The organism is Paraburkholderia sp. HD33-4, from assembly GCF_021390635.1.
Lineage (GTDB): Bacteria > Pseudomonadota > Gammaproteobacteria > Burkholderiales > Burkholderiaceae > Paraburkholderia.
On record NZ_JAJEJS010000002.1, the window covers coordinates 1,036,203 to 1,057,843 of the forward strand.

Annotated in this window: 13 protein-coding genes and 1 tRNA gene; 6 read left to right on the forward strand and 8 right to left on the reverse strand. The window is 60.6% G+C overall.

Annotated elements, in window-relative coordinates:
* Positions 1–64: 64 nt before the first annotated feature.
* Positions 65–142 (reverse strand) — tRNA-Gln (locus tag L0U84_RS24520).
* A gap of 314 nt (positions 143–456) precedes the next feature.
* Between L0U84_RS24520 and L0U84_RS24525 the strand changes: the two genes are divergently transcribed.
* Entirely contained in the window at positions 457–2,319 is a 1,863-nt protein-coding gene (locus L0U84_RS24525; RefSeq protein WP_233853496.1) for a methyl-accepting chemotaxis protein, read from the forward strand.
* A 217-nt stretch (positions 2,320–2,536) separates the two neighbouring features.
* Positions 2,537–5,335 (forward strand): benzoate 1,2-dioxygenase electron transfer component BenC, encoded by a 2,799-nt coding sequence (benC, locus tag L0U84_RS24530; protein WP_233853506.1) that lies wholly within the window; start codon positions 2,537–2,539, stop codon positions 5,333–5,335.
* 24 nt (positions 5,336–5,359) lie between these two features.
* Here the strand turns inward: benC and L0U84_RS24535 are convergent, their stop codons facing one another.
* On the reverse strand, positions 5,360–6,292 hold the full coding sequence (locus tag L0U84_RS24535; RefSeq protein WP_233853508.1) for a helix-turn-helix domain-containing protein: 933 nt from the start codon (positions 6,290–6,292) through the stop codon (positions 5,360–5,362).
* A 271-nt stretch (positions 6,293–6,563) separates the two neighbouring features.
* Here L0U84_RS24535 and L0U84_RS24540 point away from each other — a divergent pair, with 271 nt between their 5' ends.
* Positions 6,564–7,145 carry a hypothetical protein gene (locus tag L0U84_RS24540; RefSeq protein WP_233853509.1) on the forward strand — a complete coding sequence of 194 codons (582 nt, stop codon included), beginning with the start codon at positions 6,564–6,566 and terminating at the stop codon, positions 7,143–7,145.
* 426 nt (positions 7,146–7,571) lie between these two features.
* Here the strand turns inward: L0U84_RS24540 and L0U84_RS24545 are convergent, their stop codons facing one another.
* The gene (locus L0U84_RS24545; protein WP_233853513.1) at positions 7,572–9,251 is read right to left on the reverse strand and encodes an ABC-F family ATP-binding cassette domain-containing protein; all 1,680 of its coding nucleotides are present in this window, start codon (positions 9,249–9,251) and stop codon (positions 7,572–7,574) included.
* 371 nt (positions 9,252–9,622) lie between these two features.
* On the opposite strand from L0U84_RS24545, the gene L0U84_RS24550 reads away from it, so the two are divergent.
* The gene (locus L0U84_RS24550) at positions 9,623–11,827 is read left to right on the forward strand and encodes an OsmC domain/YcaO domain-containing protein (RefSeq protein ID WP_233853515.1); all 2,205 of its coding nucleotides are present in this window, start codon (positions 9,623–9,625) and stop codon (positions 11,825–11,827) included.
* Positions 11,828–12,174: 347 nt separating this feature from the next.
* On the opposite strand, the gene L0U84_RS24555 is transcribed toward L0U84_RS24550, so the two are convergent.
* Positions 12,175–13,032, reverse strand: coding sequence for a PA4780 family RIO1-like protein kinase (locus L0U84_RS24555; protein WP_233853516.1), 858 nt, complete (start codon positions 13,030–13,032; stop codon positions 12,175–12,177).
* Positions 13,033–13,431: 399 nt separating this feature from the next.
* Positions 13,432–13,644, reverse strand: coding sequence for a 30S ribosomal protein S21 (gene rpsU, locus L0U84_RS24560; protein ID WP_233853517.1), 213 nt, complete (start codon positions 13,642–13,644; stop codon positions 13,432–13,434).
* A 428-nt stretch (positions 13,645–14,072) separates the two neighbouring features.
* On the opposite strand from rpsU, the gene L0U84_RS24565 reads away from it, so the two are divergent.
* A complete protein-coding gene (locus tag L0U84_RS24565) occupies positions 14,073–14,594 on the forward strand; it encodes a zinc ribbon domain-containing protein (RefSeq protein ID WP_233853518.1) in 522 nt (173 codons plus the stop codon).
* Between the two features lie 155 nt (positions 14,595–14,749).
* Here the strand turns inward: L0U84_RS24565 and L0U84_RS24570 are convergent, their stop codons facing one another.
* The 3 genes from L0U84_RS24570 to L0U84_RS24580 are packed head-to-tail and all read right to left on the reverse strand — an operon-like array spanning position 14,750 to position 17,803.
* Positions 14,750–16,162, reverse strand: coding sequence for a YfcC family protein (locus L0U84_RS24570; protein ID WP_233853519.1), 1,413 nt, complete (start codon positions 16,160–16,162; stop codon positions 14,750–14,752).
* Between the two features lie 19 nt (positions 16,163–16,181).
* Complete coding sequence (locus L0U84_RS24575) at positions 16,182–16,943, reverse strand: IclR family transcriptional regulator (RefSeq protein WP_233853521.1); 762 nt, start codon at positions 16,941–16,943, stop codon at positions 16,182–16,184.
* Positions 16,943–17,803 carry an N-formylglutamate amidohydrolase gene (locus L0U84_RS24580; RefSeq protein WP_233853524.1) on the reverse strand — a complete coding sequence of 287 codons (861 nt, stop codon included), beginning with the start codon at positions 17,801–17,803 and terminating at the stop codon, positions 16,943–16,945. Before L0U84_RS24580 ends, L0U84_RS24575 begins: the two co-directional genes overlap by 1 nt.
* 531 nt (positions 17,804–18,334) lie before the next feature.
* On the opposite strand from L0U84_RS24580, the gene L0U84_RS24585 reads away from it, so the two are divergent.
* Positions 18,335–21,472, forward strand: coding sequence for a tetratricopeptide repeat protein (locus tag L0U84_RS24585; RefSeq protein WP_233853526.1), 3,138 nt, complete (start codon positions 18,335–18,337; stop codon positions 21,470–21,472).
* The last annotated feature ends 169 nt before the right edge of the window (positions 21,473–21,641 follow it).

Below are 21,641 nucleotides of genomic sequence, written 5' to 3' on the forward strand. Positions count from 1 at the left end.
CCTGACGAACGATCTCAGCTGGAAAGACTGGCGCCTGGATTGATTCAAGGCCTGGGGAGAGTGATGGCAGGGGAAGAAGGATTCGAACCTTCGAATGCCGGAATCAAAATCCGGTGCCTTAGGCCAACTTGGCGACTCCCCTACGTAGGCGCGAGATCGTACCAGAGGATTGGAAAAGAGCAAAGGGTCGCGCAGCACGATTCGGCCACAGCCAACCGCGGAGAGTTTCTTCGTGTCGCTCGGGTCATTACCGGGGCTCGGCGCGCTTTGCTTCGTGCACGGCAAGGTCGAGTCGAGCTTGTCGATATGCCAGACCCGCGAGCCGACCAGCACCGCCAGATGCGTGCACTCCCCACAATACGTGATTGGTTATGTCAGGCATTCCTAATCGCTTCTCAAGGTCTTCGAAGAAGTTTCCGATAGCGCACTACTAGTGGCACTTTTCGGGAAACCTTCGTGAACATCTGGCGGAAGCTTTCAATTCAGCACAAGCTGATTCTGAGCATGACGAGCTGCTTGCTCCTCTTTGTCGCAATATCTGGCGGGTTAAGCATCTGGCTGATCGGGAACGCGGTGCGCGAACGTGTCGTGCAGGACGAACTGCCCACGGCCTTGAACGGCATCCGCGCCGACGTGCAGCGTCAGCTTGCCGGGCCGATTACGGCGTCGCGATCCATGGCGGTCAATGCTTTTCTTCAACAATGGGAGGCCGATGGAGAGCCCGAGGCCGGCACCGGCATCTGGAAGCGGCTGGCAGCCAACCTGAAGGCGGAGCAAAAAGCCGCGGGCGTGCAATGGGTGTCCACGGTTACCGGAAACTACTTCACCGAGGCGGGCCTGCAACGGAAGATTACCGACAAGGATGGGTGGCTGCAGACCTTTCTGGCCTCCGGCAAACCGTACGAAGTCAACATGGATCACGATGTCAGCCTCGGTGGCTACAGGATGTTCATCAACGCCCGCGTGGAGGGTGGAAGCGGCCCGACGGGCATCGCGGGCATGGCGCTGTCCGTGGACGCACTGGCGAGAGGAATCGCGGGCTACAGGATCGGCGAGACAGGATTCGCCTACCTCGTGCACCCCGACGGCGCGATCATGATGCATCGCGACTCTTCGCTGGTCGACGGCAAGCACTTCATGAAAGACATGCCCGGTCTGCCGGGCGACGCCATGGCCACCTTGCTGGCCGGCAAGCCCTACGCCTACCTGAGTTACGCGGCGCCGGACGGAAGGCGCTTCATCGCCACCTCGTTCATCCCGGAGTTGAATGCCTACGTCGTCGTCGAAGTGCCGCAGGCGGAACTGCTTGGCCCGGTGCAGAGCGCAGTCCGGATCGCCGCCCTGATCGCGGCCGCGGTGGGCCTGAGCGCGGCGCTGGTGGTGATTCTGCTCGTCGGTCGCGCCATCGCGGCGCCGGTGCGGCGCGCGGCCACTCTGTTGTCTGAGATCGCCAGCGGACAGGGCGACCTGACCCGCCGCATGACGCTCGAGAGCCAGGACGAGGTCGGTCAACTGGCCGACGCGTTCAACCGTTTCGTGGCGTCGATGGCCACCCTGGTACTTCAGGTGCGGGCCGCCTCCAGTTCGATCGCGACAGGATCGACGCAGATTGCGATGGGCAACGCGGACCTCAGTCAGCGCACCGAGGAGCAGGCCTCCAACCTGGAGCGGACCGCGGCGTCGATGGAGGAGATCACCGCGGCCGTGAAGAACAACACTGACACCGCCCGCACCGCGGCCGGGATGGCGAGCAGTGCATCGAAGGCCGCCGCGCAAGGCGGCCAGGTGGTCGGGGAGGTGGTCAGCACGATGGAACGGATCAGCGCCGCGTCGCGAAAAATTTCCGAAATCATCGTAGTCATCGACAGCATCGCCTTCCAGACGAACATCCTCGCCCTCAATGCGGCGGTCGAAGCAGCGCGCGCCGGCGAGCAGGGCCGGGGGTTCGCGGTGGTGGCCTCGGAGGTTCGCAACCTCGCTCAGCGCAGCGCCCAGGCCGCGAGAGAGATCAAGGCGCTGATCGAGGATAGCGCTGGCACGGTGAACGTCGGGTCGCGCCTCGTCGTGGACGCCGGCAAGGTCATGGACGACGTCGTGTCGCAGGTTCAAAGCGTCAGCACGATGATGAGCGAGATTACCTCGGCCAGCATCGAGCAAAGCGCCGGCATTGGCCAGATCGGCGACGCCGTGCAGCAACTCGACCAGGTGACGCAGCAGAACGCGGCGCTGGTCGAAGAGAGCGCCGCGGCGGCGGCGAGCCTGAAGCAGCAGGCGGCGGAACTGGACCGGTTGGTGGCGGTGTTCAAGGTCGAGAGTTGACATCCAGATTGCCACGGTTATCCAGCATCCATCGCAATGCACGTTTTGTCCGGGTGAACGTCGTCTCTGTCCATTGAGGGGGATGCGGCCCAGGCTCTAAATTGGTGTCACCAAACCCACCGGGCGCTTGCGAGAAACAGCATGACCTCGCACGCGACCCCGCCCGAGCGCACCGTCAACGGCGCGTTATTCGGGCGGCTCTAGAGGAGACACCGCCATGGCGCATCAGATAACCCTCCGTTTCGAGGACGGAGTGACCCGCTTCATCGAGTGCGCGGAGGGCGAGCGCATCACCGATGCCGCCATTCGCGCCAGGCTCAATATTCCACTCGATTGCCGTGATGGTGTGTGTGGCACCTGCAAGGCGTTCTGCGAGTCCGGCGAATACGTTCTGGGCGACTGCGTGGAGGATGCGCTCAGCCCGGAGGAGGCGAGCGCCCGCAAGGTTCTAACCTGCCAGATGAGCCCACGTTCCGACTGCGTGATCCAGGTCGCCACGAACTCCGATGTCTCGGGTACCGGCCCGACCTCCCACAGGGGACGGCTCCTCGCGTGCCAACGGGCGTCGGACAGCACGATCGTCTTTTCGGTCGAGCTCGAGAACCGCGCAGATCTCGGCTTCCTTCCCGGGCAGTACGTCAACATCCGGGTGCCCGGCACCGATCAGACACGCTCGTACTCCTTCAGCTCGGGGCCTTCCGAGCCGCACGTGTCTTTCCTCGTGCGCAATGTGCGTCAAGGCGTGATGTCGAGCTGGCTCTGTGAAACCGCCAAAGTAGGGGACCTGATCGAGTTTCGCGGCCCGATCGGAAGCTTCTACCTGCGCCCGATCGAGCGGCCGGTGCTGTTTCTGGCGGGTGGCACCGGCCTCGCGCCGTTCCTCTCGATGCTGGACAAGATCGTCGAGGACGGCGGCAGCCCGTATCCAATCCACCTGATCCTGGGTGTGAACAGCGATGAGGATCTGGTTGGCATCGACAGGCTCGAAACCTATGCGCAGCGCCTGCCGAACTTCACCTATGCCTGCACCGTCTCCAGCCCCGACAGCGCCCATCCCAACAAGGGCTATGTGACCCACCACATTAGCGCCGCCCAGCTCAACGGTGGCGATGCGGATGTCTACCTGTGCGGGCCGCCACCGATGGTCGATGCGGTGCGCGATTTCCTGTCGTCCGAAGGGCTGACGCCGCGCAATTTCTATTACGAGAAGTTCGCCGGCACCGGCCTGGTGGTGCAGACCGGCGAGGAGCGCATCGCTCCTGTCGATGTCGATGAAGCCTTCGACCTGCGCATGGCTCTCGAACTAGGGGCGGCTCAACTGACCATGGGCCGGCTATCCAGCGAGCAATTGATCAGCTTTCGCCAGCTTGCCGAGGCGACGGCGCCGTTCGTGTCCGGGCGCCGCTTTACCGACGTTCCACGCTACATCGAGGCAAACCACGCCTTTCACCTGTTCACGATCGAAGCTTCGGGGAACGCGCAGCTGATCGCGCTCTACCGGCAACTCGCGGTGCAGGACTATATCGCTCGCGCGCTGACCGACCAGATCGAGATCGTCGGCGATATCGTCCAGCAGCACCGGGACATCGTCGCCGCCTTCGAATTGGGCGACCTGAACGCGGCGCGGGACGTGATCGCGCTGCATGCGCTGCATTCCAAGGCCACCATGAGCCGGGCGCTGGAACGTATGGCGTCGGGCAAGGCGGCACCCGTCGCCGCGGCGGCCCCGTCTGTCCCGTTTGTCCCGTCGGCTGTGCCGCACAACGCGCCGCAGATCTGCCCATTCACGGCCAAAACCCTTCCGTCCTATTCACACGAACTGGACTGGCCCGAGGGGCTGGAGCCGTTCAAGGTGGTCGATAACGGCTCGCAAGGCGACCCCTACGAGCACTACCGCTGGATGCGCGAGCACGCGCCGGTGCTGCGTTGCCAGTCGGCGACTTCGGACGTGTGGTTCCTGTCGCGCTACGACGATGTCTACCAGGCGATCCGCAACCCGAAGCTGTTTTCTTCCGAGGTCGTCAGCCCGCCACCGCTCACGTTCCTGACGCTGTTCGATGCGCCCGACCATTCGCGGTTGCGCAAGGTCGTCCAGCCGTCCTTCCTGCCGCTGGCGCTCGATCCCTTCATCGGGCAGATCGAGCGAAGGGCGGAGGACCTGCTCGACGCGATGATTGCCAAAGGCGGCGGTGACGTCGTCAACGATTTCGCCATTCCGCTCAGCATCTCGACCATCTCCACGATGATCGACGTGCCGAACGAGGATGAGGAAAAGATGAAGTTCTGGTCGGACGAGACCTTTAGCTACTTCGGGCGCCTCGCCCGCAATGCGCCGGGGACCGGCACCGACGAGCAGAGCGCGCAGGCTTTCTTCGCGTACCTGAAGGAAGCCATGGAGCGGCTCGCCGTCACCGACAGCCAGTCGATCGGCGGACATATCGCGCGCATGTGGAAGGACGGACTGCTTTCGGAAAAGGAAGCGAAGGAGCTGTGCGCGTTCGTTTTCATTGCCGGGCACGACACGACGACTATCCTCGTCGCCAACGCTTTTCGCATGTTCGCCGAACAGTCGGACCTGCTCGGACGTATCCGCACGAACCCCGCGGACGCCGAGCGTTTCGTCGAGGAGGTGGCGCGCTATCGTGGCACCGTTCAGCGCGTGAGCCGCATCACGACCGAGGCGACCACCGTCGCGGGCGTCGATCTGCCCAAGGGTGCGGTGGTGCGATTGCTGCTGTCGGCTGCGAACCGCGACAGCCGCAAGTTTGCCGACGGCGAGACGTTCGACATCGACCGCGATTCCAGCGGCCATCTGGGTTTCGGCAACGGCATGCACAAATGCCTTGGCGCGCCGCTCGCCAAGCTGGAGACGCTGATCGCGACGAAGGCTCTGGCCCGCAAGATTGGCGATATTGCGCTCGATCAGGCAAGGCCGATCCAGTACGTGCGGGGCAACAACCTGACCAACTCCGGGCCGGAGCACCTGTTCGTGAAGCTGGGTGGGTTATCGGCCTAGACCGGATCAGGGGGCGGGCTCGGATCAGCCCGCGCTCGCCTTTTCAGGCGGCAACGATCGATCGTGGGCCGCCAAGCGGTATTCGGTTGGCCGGAGTCCCGTCTGCTTGCGGAAGAAACGGCCGAAATACGCTTCGTCCTGAAAGCCCAGTTCGCTGGCGATCTGCTTCACGCTGTACGTCGAATAGCCGAGCAGACGCTTGGCTTCATGGATCGAGCGTGCGTCGATCGCCTCGATTGCCGAGACTCCGAAGGTGGCGCGGCAGATGCGGGAGAGCTGGCCGGTGCTCACGCCCATCTCATCGGCGTAGCGGGCGACCGGCCGCCGCTCACGGCAATGGCGGTCGAGCAGCGCGCGGAACCGCTCGATCCGCGCGGCCATCGTCCGATGCTCGGAACTGGCTGAAAGCCGGGCGCTTTCGCTGAGGCGTCCGATCTTGACGAACAGGGTGATCGTGAGTGCTGCGCCCGCGGTGAACTGCCAGCGCTCGTGGCTCTCCGCCTCGTGCCCGATCGACTGAAACAGCGTGGCCAGCGGCGTGCCGCGCTCGACGTCGGGATCGACCGATAGCACCGTGGGCGTGCGGATGAATTCCAGCAGTTCGGGCGCGGCCGTCATCGCCAGCGATTCGAGCGCGGACTGCGCGGCAGTAATGACGTGACCGTCGATGTCGCTGCGGAAGTGAAAGCCGTGGACCGAGCGCGCCGGCACGACGATCAGGCATGGTGGTTCGACGGCCCAGGTCTTGCCGTCGATGAAGGTCTCGCCACCCCCGGCGGTGACGTAGAGCACCTGGATCAGCGCATCGTGGACGTGCGGCTTGATGTCGAAGTCGAAACGGCCGGCGCGCAGGGGAATGCGTTCGTAATGCACCATGTCGACCCAGGATTGGTCGGCCTCCGCGCCATAGAGCGCGAAATGCTGCACGGCGCGGCGGCGCGGTTGGTCAGAGGCCATGATGCACGTTATGTCCTGCTACAGGTGATCTCTGTCCATTGTTCCATGGGCGCTTGAGGCGTTCAATGGCGATACGAATTTCAGAAAGACTCGACGCTACGCGCTCGTACACGATGACGCCTCCATCTGCCTGAGACCGTGCTGCGCACCGTGACCATCGAGCAGCGCGTGCAGCAGTGCGCGCTCATGCAGTTCGATTCGATATGGGTCAACTCGCCCAGATATGCGGTAAGCGCCTACTAAAGTTTATGATCGTTCGGTCGTTTACCAGGTGGGCGGCCTGCTGACCGGGGAGACGAAACTTCACTTCATCAGCGATGGCCGGCCTTCTAAAAATGTTTCCACAAACCCGGCGTCATGTTCGAAGAAGCAAACGCCTGTGGGGCTCATTGTCAAAAATCGGGGGTTAGTCGTGTTAAAAAAACTAGTTATTTGCTCTGCAATCTTTGCGTCTTTCCAGGCGCACGCGTGCAATGTCTCTTACAGCACATCGAGCAATGTCATCAGTAACGCGCTGTCGACGAATGGCTTCGACTTCGCTAACTATGATGTCGTCTGTGAGAAGTTGAATCGAGCTAACGCTGCGCTGGAAATTACGGGCCAAGCAACTGTTCTGCACGGAAAGTCAATCGCATGGGCTTCTGTTAGCTTAAAAGACAGGAATACGTCAGTGTTCACGGACGAATTCGCGGGAAGCAATACGGTAGCGAATCCAGAACCCAGTATGGATACCGCGAACAATTTGGTGAATCAAGCGATCAACGGCGCGATTGAGCGCCTGGGCATCGATCAGGCGATCCAGTCTTTAAACGAAAATCGCAGGAAAGCGAAGGCAGCCTACTCGCGCGGTTAATCGCTATCTGAAAAGCATAACGACCGGTACGAGACCTGGGCAGTTGCGGAGCCCTCGCGGTCTAAGCAGCCACATTCAGAATTGCAGTGAGACGATGCCTCCAGCTGTCCTTGGACACTGGGGGTTTTTTTCTGCGAACGCAACTAGCAAACGGATGAGGGAACGTTGTGGCACGACGTCCCGTCGCGCGTGACCTCCCCGGCAGTGCGTCGTCCGGTTGAATCCGCAAAGCGGAAAAGCCTTTTGAACGACTCAACGTAAGCTAAAGCGAACGTCCATAGTTGGCCGGCCACTGTCTCACGCAATGAGCGTACAAGCCCCCAACCTCGGAGCGCAGCGATCGGCAGCAGGCGACCCTATATAGCTGCCCTTCGCCACGATGCGAGCGCTGTGGCAGCTTCCAAACTGGAACTGCCACGGGTTAACTCAGGCGATGACCTTCTGCTCTCCGGAAGCCTGCTCGCGCATGCGACGGGCTTCGTCGCGAAGGAACTGCTGGTAATCGTCCAGATCGCCGTCGAAGGGCTCGACGCCACCCTTGGTGACGAGCCAGAACTCGTCACATACAGCGCGCAGCAGGGACCGGTCGTGACTGACCAGCATCACAGTGCCTTCGAATTCGTTGAGTGCCATGCCTAGCGCTTCCCGTGTGGCGAGGTCCAGGTGGTTGGTAGGCTCGTCGAGCAGCAGCAGGTTGGGGCGCTGCCACACGATCATGCACAACACGAGCCGCGCCTTTTCGCCGCCGCTCATCGTGCCGACCGCCTGATGGACCATGTCGCCACTGAAGTTGAAGCTGCCGAGGAAGGTGCGAAGCGATTGTTCGGTGCCACTCTGGCCGGGGGCGCGCATGTGAGCCGGCGTGTCCTTGGCGAGGCGGATCATGTGTTCCATCGGCGTGTCGAGCGGACGCAGCACGTCGAGCTCCTGCTGTGCGAAGTAGCCGATGTTCAGGCCTTTGCCTTCACTGATTTCGCCGGTAATCGGCGCCAGCGCGTGCGCCACCGTCTTCACCAGCGTGGACTTGCCCTGGCCGTTGGCACCTAGAATGCCAATCCGCTGCCCGGCCAGGACCGAACGGTTGATGCCCCGCACGATGACCGTGGGCGGCGTGCCCGGCAGCGCGTCGGCCGGCGCCGGGTAGCCGAAGCTCGCGTCCAGCATCGACAGCAGCGGGTTCGGGATGTTGAGGGGTTCCTTGAACTCGAAGTTGAACTCCGCCTCGGCCAGCACCGGTGCGATCTTCTCCATGCGTTCGAGCGCCTTGACCCGGCTCTGTGCCTGCTTCGCCTTCGAGGCCTTGGCCTTGAATCGGTCGATGAATTTCTGCAGGTGAGCGATCTTGTCCGCTTGCCTCGCAACCGCGGCCTGCTGCAACAGGAGCTGTTCGGCGCGCATGTCTTCGAACTTGCTGTAGTTGCCGCCATAGCGCACGAGCTTGGCGTTGTCGACGTGCACCGTCACCTCCGTCACCGCGTCGAGGAATTCGCGATCGTGGCTGATCACTACCAGGGTTCCCTGATAGCGCTTGAGCCACGCTTCCAGCCAGACCAGCGCGTCAAGGTCGAGGTGATTGGTCGGCTCGTCGAGCAGCAGCAGGTCGGACGGGCACATGAGCGCGCGCGCCAGCTGCAGTCGCATGCGCCAGCCGCCGGAGAAACTGTTGACCGGCTGGCTAAGCTGCGCATCACTGAAGCCAAGGCCCAGGATCAGCGCTTGGGCACGTGCGGGGGCATCGTGTGCACCGGCGTCGTGCAGGTCCATGTAGGCGTGCGCCATGCGCATGCCATCGTCACTGGCCTCAGCGGCGGCTACTTCGGCCTGCGCGGCCAGCAACACGGTGTCACCCTCCACAACGAAGTCGGTCGCGCTCTGCTCGGTCTCTGGCATCTCCTGCGCGACCTGGCCCATCTTCCATGCAGCGGGAATCGAGAACTCGCCGCTATCTTCGTGCAGCGTGCCGTTGAGAAGGCCGAAGAAGGACGACTTGCCGGCGCCATTGCGGCCGACAAGACCAATCTTTTCGCCGGGCGTGAAGGTGACGGACGCGCGGTCGAGTACAACGTTCACGCCGCGGCGCAGCGTGAGATTACGGACGGAAATCATAAGATGCTACTTCGGAGAGGATAGGCATGATAGCCGACCGGACGTACGGGGGTGTCTCTTTCTGGCCGCACGAGTGAAGAGCCGCCTGCGTTTTGCGGCGCCCACCGGCCACATAGCGAGGCGGGCGCTGGCGCACCGGGCGTTCCGGCTGCGGGCTCGGAGAACAGACGGTGAGTGACGGCTCCTGGCCGACCTTTGCCTGATGCGATTGGCTCAGGTCGACCCTCAGCAGTCGACCGAACTTCTCCACAACGGCCTTTCGAACCGGACCAGGGATCTGGATCGGTCCTGAGCGATCAGCAACCGCGACAGCACTTGGCGACGCATAATAGCGGTCATGTCATTTTTGCGCATCATTTTCAGGATTCGCCATGGAAATTAAAGTCAACTTTCTCGACAAACTACGCCTTGAAGCCAAGTTCGATGACTTCACGGTGGTGGCCGACCAACCTATCCGTTATAAGGGCGATGGCTCGGCGCCTGGTCCATTTGATTATTTTCTGGCCTCATCGGCTTTATGTGCGGCTTACTTTGTGAAGTTGTACTGTGTAAATCGCAATATTTCCACGGAAAATATCCGTCTTTCGCAGAATAATATTGTTGACCCGGAAAACCGGTACCAACAGATTTTCAAGATTCAGGTTGAGTTGCCACCGGATATCTCGGAAGCAGACCGTCGTGGCATTTTGCGCTTTATTGACCGTTGCACGGTAAAGAAGGTGGTGCAAACCGGACCCGAGTTTGTCATTGAAGAGGTAGAAAACCTCGATGCCGATGCTCAGTCGTTGCTCACGTTGAAACCGGCTTCTGACGCCAACACTTATATTGCAGGTAAGGATCTGCCGTTGGAGCAAACCATCGCCAATATGTCGGGCATTCTGGCGGGCTTGGGCATGAAGATTGAAATCGCTTCATGGCGCAATATCGTTCCAAATGTATGGTCGCTGCATATCCGCGATGCGCACTCGCCGATGTGTTTTACCAATGGCAAGGGAGCGACCAAAGAAAGCGCGTTGGCGTCGGCATTGGGAGAGTTTATCGAGCGCCTGAATTGCAACCATTTCTATGGCGGTGCGTTTTGGGGCGAAAATGTCGCCAATGCGGAATTTGTACATTACCCGAACGAGCGCTGGTTCAAGCCGGGCCCTAATGATGGGCTGCCGGCTGAAATTCTGGATGAGTATTGCTTACAAATTTATGATGCCGATGGCGAGCTGCGTGGATCGCATCTTTACGATACCAACTCCGGCAATGTGCAGCGCGGTATCTGTTCGCTGCCGTATGTGCGGCAGTCGGATGGCGAAGTGGTGTATTTCCCGTCAAACCTGATCGAAAACCTATTCGTCAGCAATGGCATGAGTGCCGGTAATACGCTGGCTGAAGCGCAGGTGCAGTGTCTGTCCGAAATTTTCGAACGAGCAGTAAAACGTGAAATTCTGGAAGATGAAATCGCCTTGCCTGATGTGCCGCACGAAGTGCTGGCGAAATACCCCGGTATTCTGGCCGGGATTCAGGGGTTGGAGGAGCAGGGCTTTCCGGTGCTGGTAAAGGATGCATCACTGGGGGGGACCTACCCGGTGATGTGCGTCACATTGATGAACCCGCGGACAGGCGGTGTCTTTGCCTCGTTCGGCGCGCACCCAAGCTTCGAGGTGGCGCTGGAACGCAGTCTGACCGAATTGCTACAGGGGCGCAGTTTTGAAGGCCTGAACGATTTACCTCAGCCCACCTTTGTCAGTAACGCCGTGACTGAGCCAAACAACTTCGTTGAGCACTTCATTGATTCCAGCGGTGTCGTGTCGTGGCGTTTTTTCAGTTCCAAAGCGAATTTCGAGTTTGTTGAGTGGGATTTTTCTGGTCACGGTGAAAACTCCAATGCGGAAGAAGCCGCAACGTTGTTCGGAATTCTCGAAGACATGGGCAAAGAGGTCTACATGGCGGTATTTGACCAACTGGGCGCCGTAGCCTGCCGGATTCTAGTGCCAGATTATTCGGAAATCTATCCAATAGAGGATTTGATCTGGGATAACACCAACAAGGCGCTATTGTTCCGCGCCGATATTCTGAACTTGCACCGTCTGGATGATGCCGCGCTGGAAGCATTGCTCGAACGTTTGGACAACAATGAACTCGATGAGCACTCCGATATTGCCACTTTGATCGGCATCGAATTTGACGAGAATACGGGCTGGGGACAGCTAACAGTTCTCGAGTTGAAGCTGCTGATCCATCTCGCCTTGCAGCAATTTGAGGCGACGCAAGAGCTGGTTGGGGCCTTCCTGCAATACAACGACAACACGGTCGAGCGAGGATTATTTTACCAGGCCTTGAATGTGGTGCTGGAGGTACTGCTCGATGAGGACCTGGAACTGGACGATTACGCGGTCAACTTCCGTCGCATGTTTGGCGACGCCCGGATGGATGCGGTAATGGGGTCAGTGGACGGCAGCGTGCGCTTCTATGGATTGACGCCAACAAGTATGAAACTGGAGGGTCTCGACAGGCACCATCGCCTGATCGACAGTTACAACAAACTGCATAAAGCGCGGGCCGATGTGGCGGTTACAGCGAGTTAGGTTTGCACGTCACGGCTGGATTCGATGATGCCGTTCATCTCCGCTCGAAAAACACCCGTTCGAACTCGAACGACCAGCTGTGCCGGCGTGCATCAAATGTTGATGCCGCCAGCGTTTATGGTCAGATACGAAGGACAGATCGAGTATTGAGATGTTCGGTTGAAAAGCATTAAACCCGCGCTGCCGTTCGCCTCTTCACCGGGACGAGGTGGCAGAGGGCCAGGAACGGCTGTGCGGCACCGATTGAACGATGTATGCGGCTGCGTCGAGCGGCCGGAGGTGGCCCGAGCGGCGACATCCTCGAAGACCTTCACTTTCGGACGATCTTCGGGGGACATTCAGCGCGGTTACCGGCCCGCGCTCAGTTCCTGCTGTCGCCGCACTCGCGCGTCCTCCTCAACACGTGTATCTTCGAGTTCCTGCAGCACGCTATCGAGGTCCACAGGTCGCGTATCGACCTCGATGCGGCCGGTCAGTTCGGCATCGACATGCAGCCGGCCTGCTTCGAAGAGCGTCCAGATCTCGGTGCCATAATTTGCGGTGAGTATTTGCGGGGCAAATCGCCCGAAGTACGCGGCCAGGTTGTCGACGTCACGCTTGAGCATCGAGGCCGCTTCATTGTTGCCGGCTGCGTCGACGGCCTGCGGCAGATCAATGATCACCGGTCCATCCGCTGCCAGCAGGATGTTGTATTCCGACAGGTCGCCGTGAATCACGCCTGCGCAGAGCATGCGGACAACCTGGTTGAGCAGCAGCGCGTGCAGTTCGAGGGCGCGGGCCTCGCTCAGATCGACGTCGTTGAGCCGCGGCGCAACGTCACCCGCTTCGTCGATCACCAACTCCATCAGCAACACACCGTCGGTGCAGATATAGGGTTGCGGTACGCGCACACCTGCGTTGGCGAGCCGGAATAGCGCGTCGACTTCAGCGTTCTGCCATGACGCCTCCTGCATCTGACGGCCGTAGCGCGTACCTTTTTCCATTGCTCGCGCCTGCCGGCTGTTTTTGACCTTGCGACCGTCCCGGTATGACGCGGCTTGCCGAAAGCTGCGCTGCTTCGCGTCCTTGTAGACCTTTGCGCAACGTGTCGATTCGCCGCTACGCACGACGTAGACTGCTGCCTCCTTGCCGCTCATCAACTGCCCAATGACTTCGTCGATGAGGCCTTCTTCCAGAAGCGGTGCGAGCCGTTTGGGTATTTTCATACGATCGCCAGCAGCGGCCCGTGGGGCGAGCATTCCACATGCGTGGATGGTGAATGGCCGGCTGACGAATGCGCGATCAAGAAACCGATGAATCGATGGGCCAGTGCTGCTGATCGTATGCTTGTTGCGTGGGAGACGGATGAAGTCATTCCGGATTAAAGGGAAGGTGATGGGCGAGGACGAGGCGAGGCAAATCTCCTGCCCCCAAAAAAGCTTGACTGAGTGACTCAGGGCGTGAAGCTGTCTATCGATCGCAGAAAATCAAGTGGCCGGTGTGCGAAGGCGGATTTAACCGGCCACTCGGCCCAGATCAGAGCCGGTTCCCCATGCGGAGGTTACGTGAGACACCCGACGGGGCACTAGACGGTCGCTTCAGCATGGCTGCCCGGCAGTTCCCGGTCAGTACCGCTTTTTCGGCGGCAACGACCGTTTGATCTGCTTGCGCAGTCGTGCCACTGCAGCAGCCTTTTTGCGCTTGCGTTCTGCGGTAGGTTTTTCGTAGGCTGTCCGGGCACGAAGCTCCGGAATCAAGCCGGTGCGCTCAATCGCGCGACGGAAACGGCGTATTGCAACTTCCACGGGCTCGTCGGGTTTCAGAATTACGGTAGTCAATTTTTTCCTTGGTTGGGCGCTCGCCGGGTAACTGCTGCCGGGGCAGGCGCACTATGAAGACATCTCCTGTTCGTCCGATCTCACCTCGATCGACCCACTGCCGCCGGTCGAATCCACAGATGACAACGGTCATCCATGTCAGCGCATTGGCCGACAGGTACGCGCGAGGGTAGCTCGACGTGCACCCGTTGCGCGGGGTTGTGACCAGGCAGGACGAATCCGGGACCCTCCATTATCCACTGGAATAACAATATTTCTTGCGGACAGACGCGTTACCTCTAATCTGGAAGGGTGTTATTCGCTCCTGGCCGCCAAACCATTCGCAAAGAGAGTTGTGACGAAAAAAGGGGTGAGCATTTCAGAGTTCTCGGGATGAATCTCATTCGTTGTTGGGCAACTGCCCGATGAGATGTGGATCGGAGGAATTGATGGCGTTGGTCAAATGCAAGGAATGCGGGAGCGAGGCTCGCGGCAAGCCGACGAAGTGCGTCAAGTATGGCGCGCCCGGGGTAAAGCAGCGGACCGGCTCGGGAAAGACAAGGGGCGGCGTAGCGATTCTTATGGTCGTATCGTTGATCAGCGGGTGTTGCGTTTCGACCTATGCCGCCAAAGATGGCCACGACCCGATGAATCAAGCCCAGTCGTGCTGCGCGGACGACCTCCGATGCCTCGCAGAGAAAGAGATCGTTGCGGCCGACACCTATTGCAAGGTGCCGATCGAGCGACTTGCGACGCACGCTGTGAGATGGACTGCGGCCCCCAACGAGATGAAATTCAGTTACTTTCGCTGGACCGATCAGCCGGGCGGCAACATCACATACGTGGGCGATAAGGCCGAGTTCCGAAACGACGTCGGCATCTATACGCCGATCATTTACCAATGCGACCTTGCCAGTGATGGTCAGACAGTGCTTGGCGTCAGTGCGTCCGCTGGCAGGTTGCCGCCCTGACGACGTCCGTATCCGACTAGCGAATTGAATCATCAACCCGGTCGTATGTGTACGCTTAACATCGTTCACTGCTCAGCCATTGTGGACGCCTGCAAGCGCACATTTACTGGAACTGCGATATGGCAGGCACGACTCCCGACCTGCTGAGCGAACACCTAGTAACCGAAGCTCGTAGCGGCCGTGACCGTAACGACGGCCATGACGCTCAGCGCGAGGACCAGCGGCATCGCAAAGCGCACCCACTGCCCGTAGCCCACCCTGGAGATCGCGAGGAACGCGAGCGTCAGGCCAGACGCCGGATTGACGATGCCCATGATGCCGTTGCCGAGGAGGAAGGCGAGCACGCAGGTCTGCCCACTGAGCCCTGAAATGTGCGCGATTGGGGCGAGAATCGGCATGCTGATGGCTGCCTTGCCGGATGTCGACGGAACCAGCAGGTCCAGAATGGCCTCGATGACCATGATGCCCGAAGCGACCTCGGCAGGTGGCTTGCCGTTCACGAGCGAGGCCAGCTTGTCGATGACGGTATCGAGCACGAGGCTGCGCTGAAGGATCAACTCGATTGTTGCCGCGAGGCCAATCAGCAGCGCGGCGAGCATCATTCCCTTCATCCCTTGCACGAATGCATCGGCAGTTTCGCGCGCGCCCAGCTTGCCGGCGAACGCAATCACCACGGCGAGAAAGATGTAGAACGCGCTCAGTTCGGCGTTGTGCCATTTGAATTCGGGCGCCGCGCATACCAGAACCACGACGGCGCCGGCCATCACCGCGAGCACAAGCTTGTGACGTAGCGACATCGTCGTGTGCGGCGGCGGTTCCGTCATCATCGTATAGCCGCTCCTGTTCAGGCGATACACAAAATAGGCTACGGCAATGGCCATCGAGACCACGAACACGGCAACGCGCACCGCCGCGCCGCTGAACAGGGGTACCGATGCAATGCCCTGTGCTACGGGCAACACGATAGGATTGCTCACCGACGCGATGTAACCGAGCTTGGCACCGAACGCCAGCATGGCGAGTGAAAGCAACGGACTGATCTTCAGGCGCTCGCCCAAGGCAAGCACGACAGGCAGCAGCACGAGGTATTCGGACATCAGTCCAAGAAAGGTGCTACCGAGGCCGACCATGACGATGAGGACTGGCGCGAGTACGTATAGATTGCCTCGAGAGACAGCGACAAGCCGGTTCAACCCGGAATCGAGCGCGCCGGTTTTTTTGAAGACCTCGAACATGCCGCCGACGAACATCACCATGAACACGAGCGCGGACGTCTTCGCCATGCCTTCGGGAATTGCGTGAAACAGCGAAACGAAGGTGGCCGGATAGGCACGCACCGCAGTGCTCTTCGGCACCGACAGCGCAAAAATCGTCGATAGTTCGTTCGACTTCTCGATGTGCTGATAGCTTCCCGGCTCGACGAGGTTGCCTACGCGTTTGAACTGCCCCGCGTCCAGCAGGTAAGTTAGAGCCATCGCGAACAGCAGGATCCCGAGCATCATCAGGATGGGATGCAAGGAGCGCTTCTGCGTCGCGACCTGGGGTTCGGGTGTGGCGTGGCTGTTCATGGCGGTGGTCATGGGCTTGCTAGTTAGACTTGTGTCCGAGCAACGCGGAAATCTCCCGCGAGGCGGTTGTCATGTGTTCGATCAGGTCCGCAAGCCCCTTAGGCTTAAACCGGCTCTCGACAATGGAAATGCCGAGCGCAGCCAGCACGTGCTGGTTCGATGCGAACACGGGGACCGAAATCGCAACGACACCACTTGTGGCTTCGCCATGACTGATTGAATAGGCTTGGGCGCGAATCTGTTCCAGTTCGCTTCGTAGCGAGTCGGCATCGACGCGAGTCTCGCCTGTGTACGCGCGAAGTTGGCGGTTCAGCAGCACTTCCCGTTCCGTCTCCGGGGTGTACGCAAGCAACAATTTGCCAGAGGCGCCCACATGAATCGGGCGACGGTTGCCGATGGTCCCGTGCACACGCACTGCGTGAGAGGATTCAACGCGGGCGATGCAAACCGTTTCATCCCCATCGCGCACCCGAATCTGACAGGCCTCGTTAAAAATTTCGACGAGGCGCATCAACGGAGCTTGTGATACCGCAGCGAGGTCGATCTGCCGTCCAGCCGCAATGCCCAGGACCAGCGCCTGGGTGCCGAGTTTGTATTGCGCCGGGTCGCTCGAACGCTCGATCAGCCGATGCTCTGCAAGTGTCGAGAGGAGGCGGAACGCACGCGAGGTGTTAAGACCGGCACGCTCTGCCAGTTCGCTGACGCCGAGTCCGGGATGGTCTGCGACGATGGCCAGGAGTTTTAGCGCTGAGTCGACCGAGGCGACAGTGTATTCGTTCATCAAAATGCGGGGGACGGCGTGGAAATCCGGGAAACGAAACGCTCGAGGAACTGGTTGATGTGTTCCTTCAGGCGAGGATAGTGCGACGATTTCTCACACGTTCGTTCGTCCATGTAAAGGGCCCGGTTGATCTCGATCTGCACGCTGTGCTGATTCCGGTCTGGCTTGCCGTAGGTGCGGACAATGTCTCCTCCCTTGTACGGCTCGTTCGCGAGCACCGTGTATCCAAGTTCCCGGAAGCTATCCGCAATGAACCCGGTGACTTTCGGGTCGCTCGTCGTACCCATCCGGTCACTGATCACAAAATCCGGACGGGCTTTGCCGGCGTCGGTGTTCATCGCATTGCCCTTCGACTTCATCGAGTGCAGATCGATGTGCCAGACGTGGCCGTGCCTCTTCCTCGCAGTTTCGATGGCGTCGCTGACCGCCGCCCGGTAAGGAAGGTAATACGTGTTTAGCCGGTACTCGATCTCCGCGACAGTGAGCAGCCGGTCATACATCGGCACGTTCGGCAGCGCATAGCGCCGAATCAGCCCCTGGCCGCGGCGGCTGTAGTCGGTCGGATGACTGGAATGCGGCCAGGGCTCCGCAAGCAGCAGTTCGTCGATGTCATCCACAGCCCGATTCGCGTCGATGTAAGTGCGCGGAAATTTCGCGCAGACTAGCGTCGCACCGTGCTGGACGGCGCCGGCCCACAGGTCGTCCAGATAGGCGTCCCAGCCGGACCTGATGGCTTCCATCGGTGCTGCCGGTTGGAAATCCTCGGGCAGCGTGAAGTCGCTGTGGGGTGAATCGAGCACCAACGGGAGGGCCTCGGTGACGGGGGTGTGAAGGGCATACGACAGGTTCTCGGACTGCATCTTTTTACCTATTAAAAACGCTTTTTATTATTTAACGTCAGTCACCTCGGCGATGTCAACTTCGCGGTATCTCGTTACGGGTAATCCCCTGGTTTTGGCGTGGTGCTGGGCACAATTGAACCTCGTGGACAAGCATCCACGGGCGTATCGCCGCGACTGCCGAGCCGCCGCTTCGATGTTGGAAGGGCGAGCATTCGCCGGGCGGTAGCGAGCGCGCCATGCTCGTTCGCATTGCGGGTATTTCGTTGCATGAAATGGAGAGGTTCGGCCATGCGATGGCCGTTGCACGGAGGAAGCGGACGCTCGACCAATCTGAAGGCCGCGGGCATCAGTGTCGCCTGGTGGCGGATGGATACTCGATGTGGAGGGCCGTGGTCGACCCGGAAGCGAACTGACCCAGGTGCGCTGGCAGCCGATGCCGCTGCCGCTGAGGCGTGGGCGGATAATTTACGCCGCTGAGTGAGCGCATCCGGTGGTGTCGAGCTATTCTAAGAATCACGTCGTTTGGCGTTCCGCAAAACGAGGTGGCCGATGGACCTGTGTTGGTTGCACGTTTCCGATTTCCACTTTCGCAGCGGCGACACGTACGACAGTGATGTCGTGTTGCGTGCGCTGATTGGGTCCGTGCGCACTTTCCGCGACACCGGCCGGCGCTGCGACCTGATATTCGCAACCGGCGACATCGCACAGTCGGGCAAGCCGCAGGAATATCAGCAGGCAACCCGCTTCTTCGATGCGTTGCTCGAGGCAGCTGACCTCGAACGGCGTTGCCTGTTTGTTGTTCCGGGCAATCACGACGTCGATCGAAGTCAGGGTGTGGGACTTGCGCGGACGCTCGGTTCGCGGGAAGACTCCGACGCGTACTTCTCCCCGGACATGCCGAAGCCGCACTTGAGCCTTAAGTTGCGCGCCTTCAGCCAATGGCACGAGCAGTACTTCGCGGGCGTCCGGCGCTTGCCGGATACTTCGACCTGTGGGCCTGTCGAGTTAGTGGAAGTACATGGCCGTCGCATTGCCGTGCTGAGCCTGAACAGCGCACTGTTTTGCCAGGACGAAAGTGATTACGCGAAGCTGCTGCTTGGCCGTCGTTGCCTCGACGCTGCCCTGAACGAACTGGGGGCGCATGAGGTCGACCTGAAACTGGCACTGATTCACCATCCGCTCGACTGGCTCAGCGATGTCGAACGGTCGAATATAAGGGCGAGCCTGCAAGGCCATCTCGACGTCGTATTGCGAGGTCACTTGCATGAGACTGACGTCGACACGGTCACGTCGATCACCGGAACGACACTGCATTTTGCCGCTGGTGCCGCATACCAGACGCGCAAATGGCCCAATCGAGCGCTCTACGTGACACTGGAGGACAGCGGGTCGCTGCGCGTGTTTCCGATTCGCTACGAGGATAGCCCTGTCGAAATCTGGACAGTCGACCCGAGCGTGTTTCCCCACGATCCTGGATACGAAAGGCGGCTATCGATCCCGCGGGCCCAACCTGCATCGCCGGCTACACCTGCGCCGCCGGCGAAACCGCCGCAGCCAGCACGATTTCGCAGCAACGTCGCGGCGCGCGGCAATGTCCCGTTTCTCGGTCGAGAGGAACTGCTGGATGACATTGCTCGTGAACTTGGGAACCCGGCTCATGAGCAGGTTGCCGTGCTGCACGGGCCACCGGGAGTTGGCAAGAGCGAACTCGCGCGCGAGTACGCGCGACGCAGTCATGACAAGTACCCGGGCGGCCGGTTCTTCATTAACGGGGGGACGGAAACGGAAGACCTGGTGCGGATTGGAGCCAACAACCTCGGGTTGGAATTTCCATCCGACCTGCCGTTGGCCGACCGGTGTGAGCGAACGCTCCTGTCGATGCACAGTGCCGCGACACTGCTGATCTATGACAACCCATCGTCGAAGCAAGCCATCGAGCCGTGGCTGCCTCGCAGCGGCATGCCGTGCCATGTGCTGGTGACGACCGTCAACGAACGCTGGTGCGATGAGTGGCCGAGTTTTTCGGTCCCGCCGCTGTCACTCGCTACGTCTCTCGAACTCATCGAAAAGATTGGTGGCGAGGTCGTCGCTGCGAGTTTTGGCCAGAAGCTTGCGGCGCGCGCGGATGGGCTGCCGGTGGAACTCGTGCCGGCTTCCCGGGCATTGGCGTACGAACAGCGTCGCGGGCGACTGGATGCCGCCAGATCGGACATAACGTCGGAGGCGAGCAGCAGCTTCGATCTCGTTCTCAAGACGCTCGATCCATCGGTACGACTGCTGCTATACGCAGCGGCGCTTCTCGCGCAGCAACGCATCGTTCGCGATGAGCTGTTCGCCCATCTGGAACTGAAGTACGACGGGGTCCGAACCGAGTTCGAAAGACAGCTCGATGTGTGCATCGATCTGCACCTGCTCGAGGGCGGTGCCGAATTGCGGATGCATCAGCTGATCGGCGCCTATCTCGAGCAGCGTTCGGCGCAGGAGGAGGCCCTGGCCGACAGCTTACGGGTTGTCCGGCTGAGGCAGAAGGACCGATTTCTCACTGTGGTGGGGCAGGTCGAGGCTGCACCGGCGGATGCGGAGCTGACCGCGGCGATCCTGAGCTACCGCTTGAAGCCGGCGGACTGGGACGATGAGCTTGGCATGACGGCGTACGACCGACATGCAGTGGGCAGCGCTCTGTGCTCGATCGGGAGATTCGACGAGGCGCGGCCGTGGTTTGAGCGCGCGGTCGAGGAAAAGGAACAGGGCGACGTGGATGGCCGCGTCGATCACGAGAGCCTGGGTAAGAGCCTGCACCAGGTCGGCAACTGCCTGTCCCGCGTCGGCAGGTTCGACGAGGCGCTGTCGTGGCTTGAGCGCGCGGTCGGGGAAGCGGAACAGGGCGACGTGGATGGCCGCGTCGATCACCAGAGCCTGGGCAAGAGCCTGGGCTTTGTCGGCTACTGCCTGTCCAGTGTCGGTAAGTTCGACGAGGCTCTGCCGTGGCTTGAGCGCGCGGTTGCGCAAAATGAACAGGTCGACTTGCATGGCCGCGCCGATCACGAGAACTTGAGCACGAGTCTGCACCTGGTCGGCTACTGCCTGTTCAGCGTCGGCAAGTTCGACGAGGCGCGGCCGTGGTTTGAGCGCGCGGTCGGGGAAAGCGAACAGGGCGACGTGGATGGCCGCGTCGATCACCAGAGCCTGGGCGCGAGTCTGCACCTGATCGGTAACTGTCTGTCCCGCGTCGGCAAGTTCGACGAGGCGCGGCCATGGTTTGAGCGCGCGGTTGCGCAAAAGGAACAGGGCGACGTGCATGGCCGCCTCGATCACGAGAGTCTGGGCACGAGTCTGCACCTGGTCGGCTACTGCCTGTCCGGCGTCGGCAAGTTCGACGAGGCGCGGCCGTGGCTCGAGCGCGCGGTTCGGGAGGCGGGACAGGGCGACGTGCATGGCCGCGTCGATCACGAGAGTCTGGGCACGAGTCTGCACCTGGTCGGCTACTGCCTATCCAGTGTCGGCAAGTTCGACGAGGCGCAGACGTGGTTTGAGCGCGCGGTCGGGGAAAGCGAACAGGGCGACGTGCATGGCCGCGTTGATGGCTCGAGGCTGAAGTCTAGCCTGGAGTCCCTCGCTGCCTGCTACCGAAGTCTTGGCCGGCTTGAAGACGCCATGAAAGTTGAGGAACGGATTTCGCGAATCTGAAAATCGCTTTGGCGGCGGTGGCATGTGCGGTATCCTGGAACACGCCACCTTGTGCTCGCCGCGGCTGCCGCTGCACCCGGTGGCTGCGAGCGCCGATATGCGTCCGCAAACGCATGTTCAAGGGTCATAGGGGTGAAGTTAGGAGCTGCCGGAGGACCGACCGCCTATG

What these genes read in the sequence shown, in the direction of transcription:
- benC (WP_233853506.1), top strand. Translation starts at nt 2,537, where the DNA reads ATGGCGCATCAGATAACCCTCCGTTTCGAGGACGGAGTGACCCGCTTC.
- L0U84_RS24535 (WP_233853508.1), bottom strand. Translation starts at nt 6,292, where the DNA reads ATGGCCTCTGACCAACCGCGCCGCCGCGCCGTGCAGCATTTCGCGCTC.
- L0U84_RS24545 (WP_233853513.1), bottom strand. Translation starts at nt 9,251, where the DNA reads ATGATTTCCGTCCGTAATCTCACGCTGCGCCGCGGCGTGAACGTTGTA.
- L0U84_RS24550 (WP_233853515.1), top strand. Translation starts at nt 9,623, where the DNA reads ATGGAAATTAAAGTCAACTTTCTCGACAAACTACGCCTTGAAGCCAAG.
- L0U84_RS24555 (WP_233853516.1), bottom strand. Translation starts at nt 13,032, where the DNA reads ATGAAAATACCCAAACGGCTCGCACCGCTTCTGGAAGAAGGCCTCATC.
- L0U84_RS24565 (WP_233853518.1), top strand. Translation starts at nt 14,073, where the DNA reads ATGGCGTTGGTCAAATGCAAGGAATGCGGGAGCGAGGCTCGCGGCAAG.
- L0U84_RS24570 (WP_233853519.1), bottom strand. Translation starts at nt 16,162, where the DNA reads ATGAACAGCCACGCCACACCCGAACCCCAGGTCGCGACGCAGAAGCGC.
- L0U84_RS24575 (WP_233853521.1), bottom strand. Translation starts at nt 16,943, where the DNA reads ATGAACGAATACACTGTCGCCTCGGTCGACTCAGCGCTAAAACTCCTG.
- L0U84_RS24580 (WP_233853524.1), bottom strand. Translation starts at nt 17,803, where the DNA reads ATGCAGTCCGAGAACCTGTCGTATGCCCTTCACACCCCCGTCACCGAG.
- L0U84_RS24585 (WP_233853526.1), top strand. Translation starts at nt 18,335, where the DNA reads ATGGACCTGTGTTGGTTGCACGTTTCCGATTTCCACTTTCGCAGCGGC.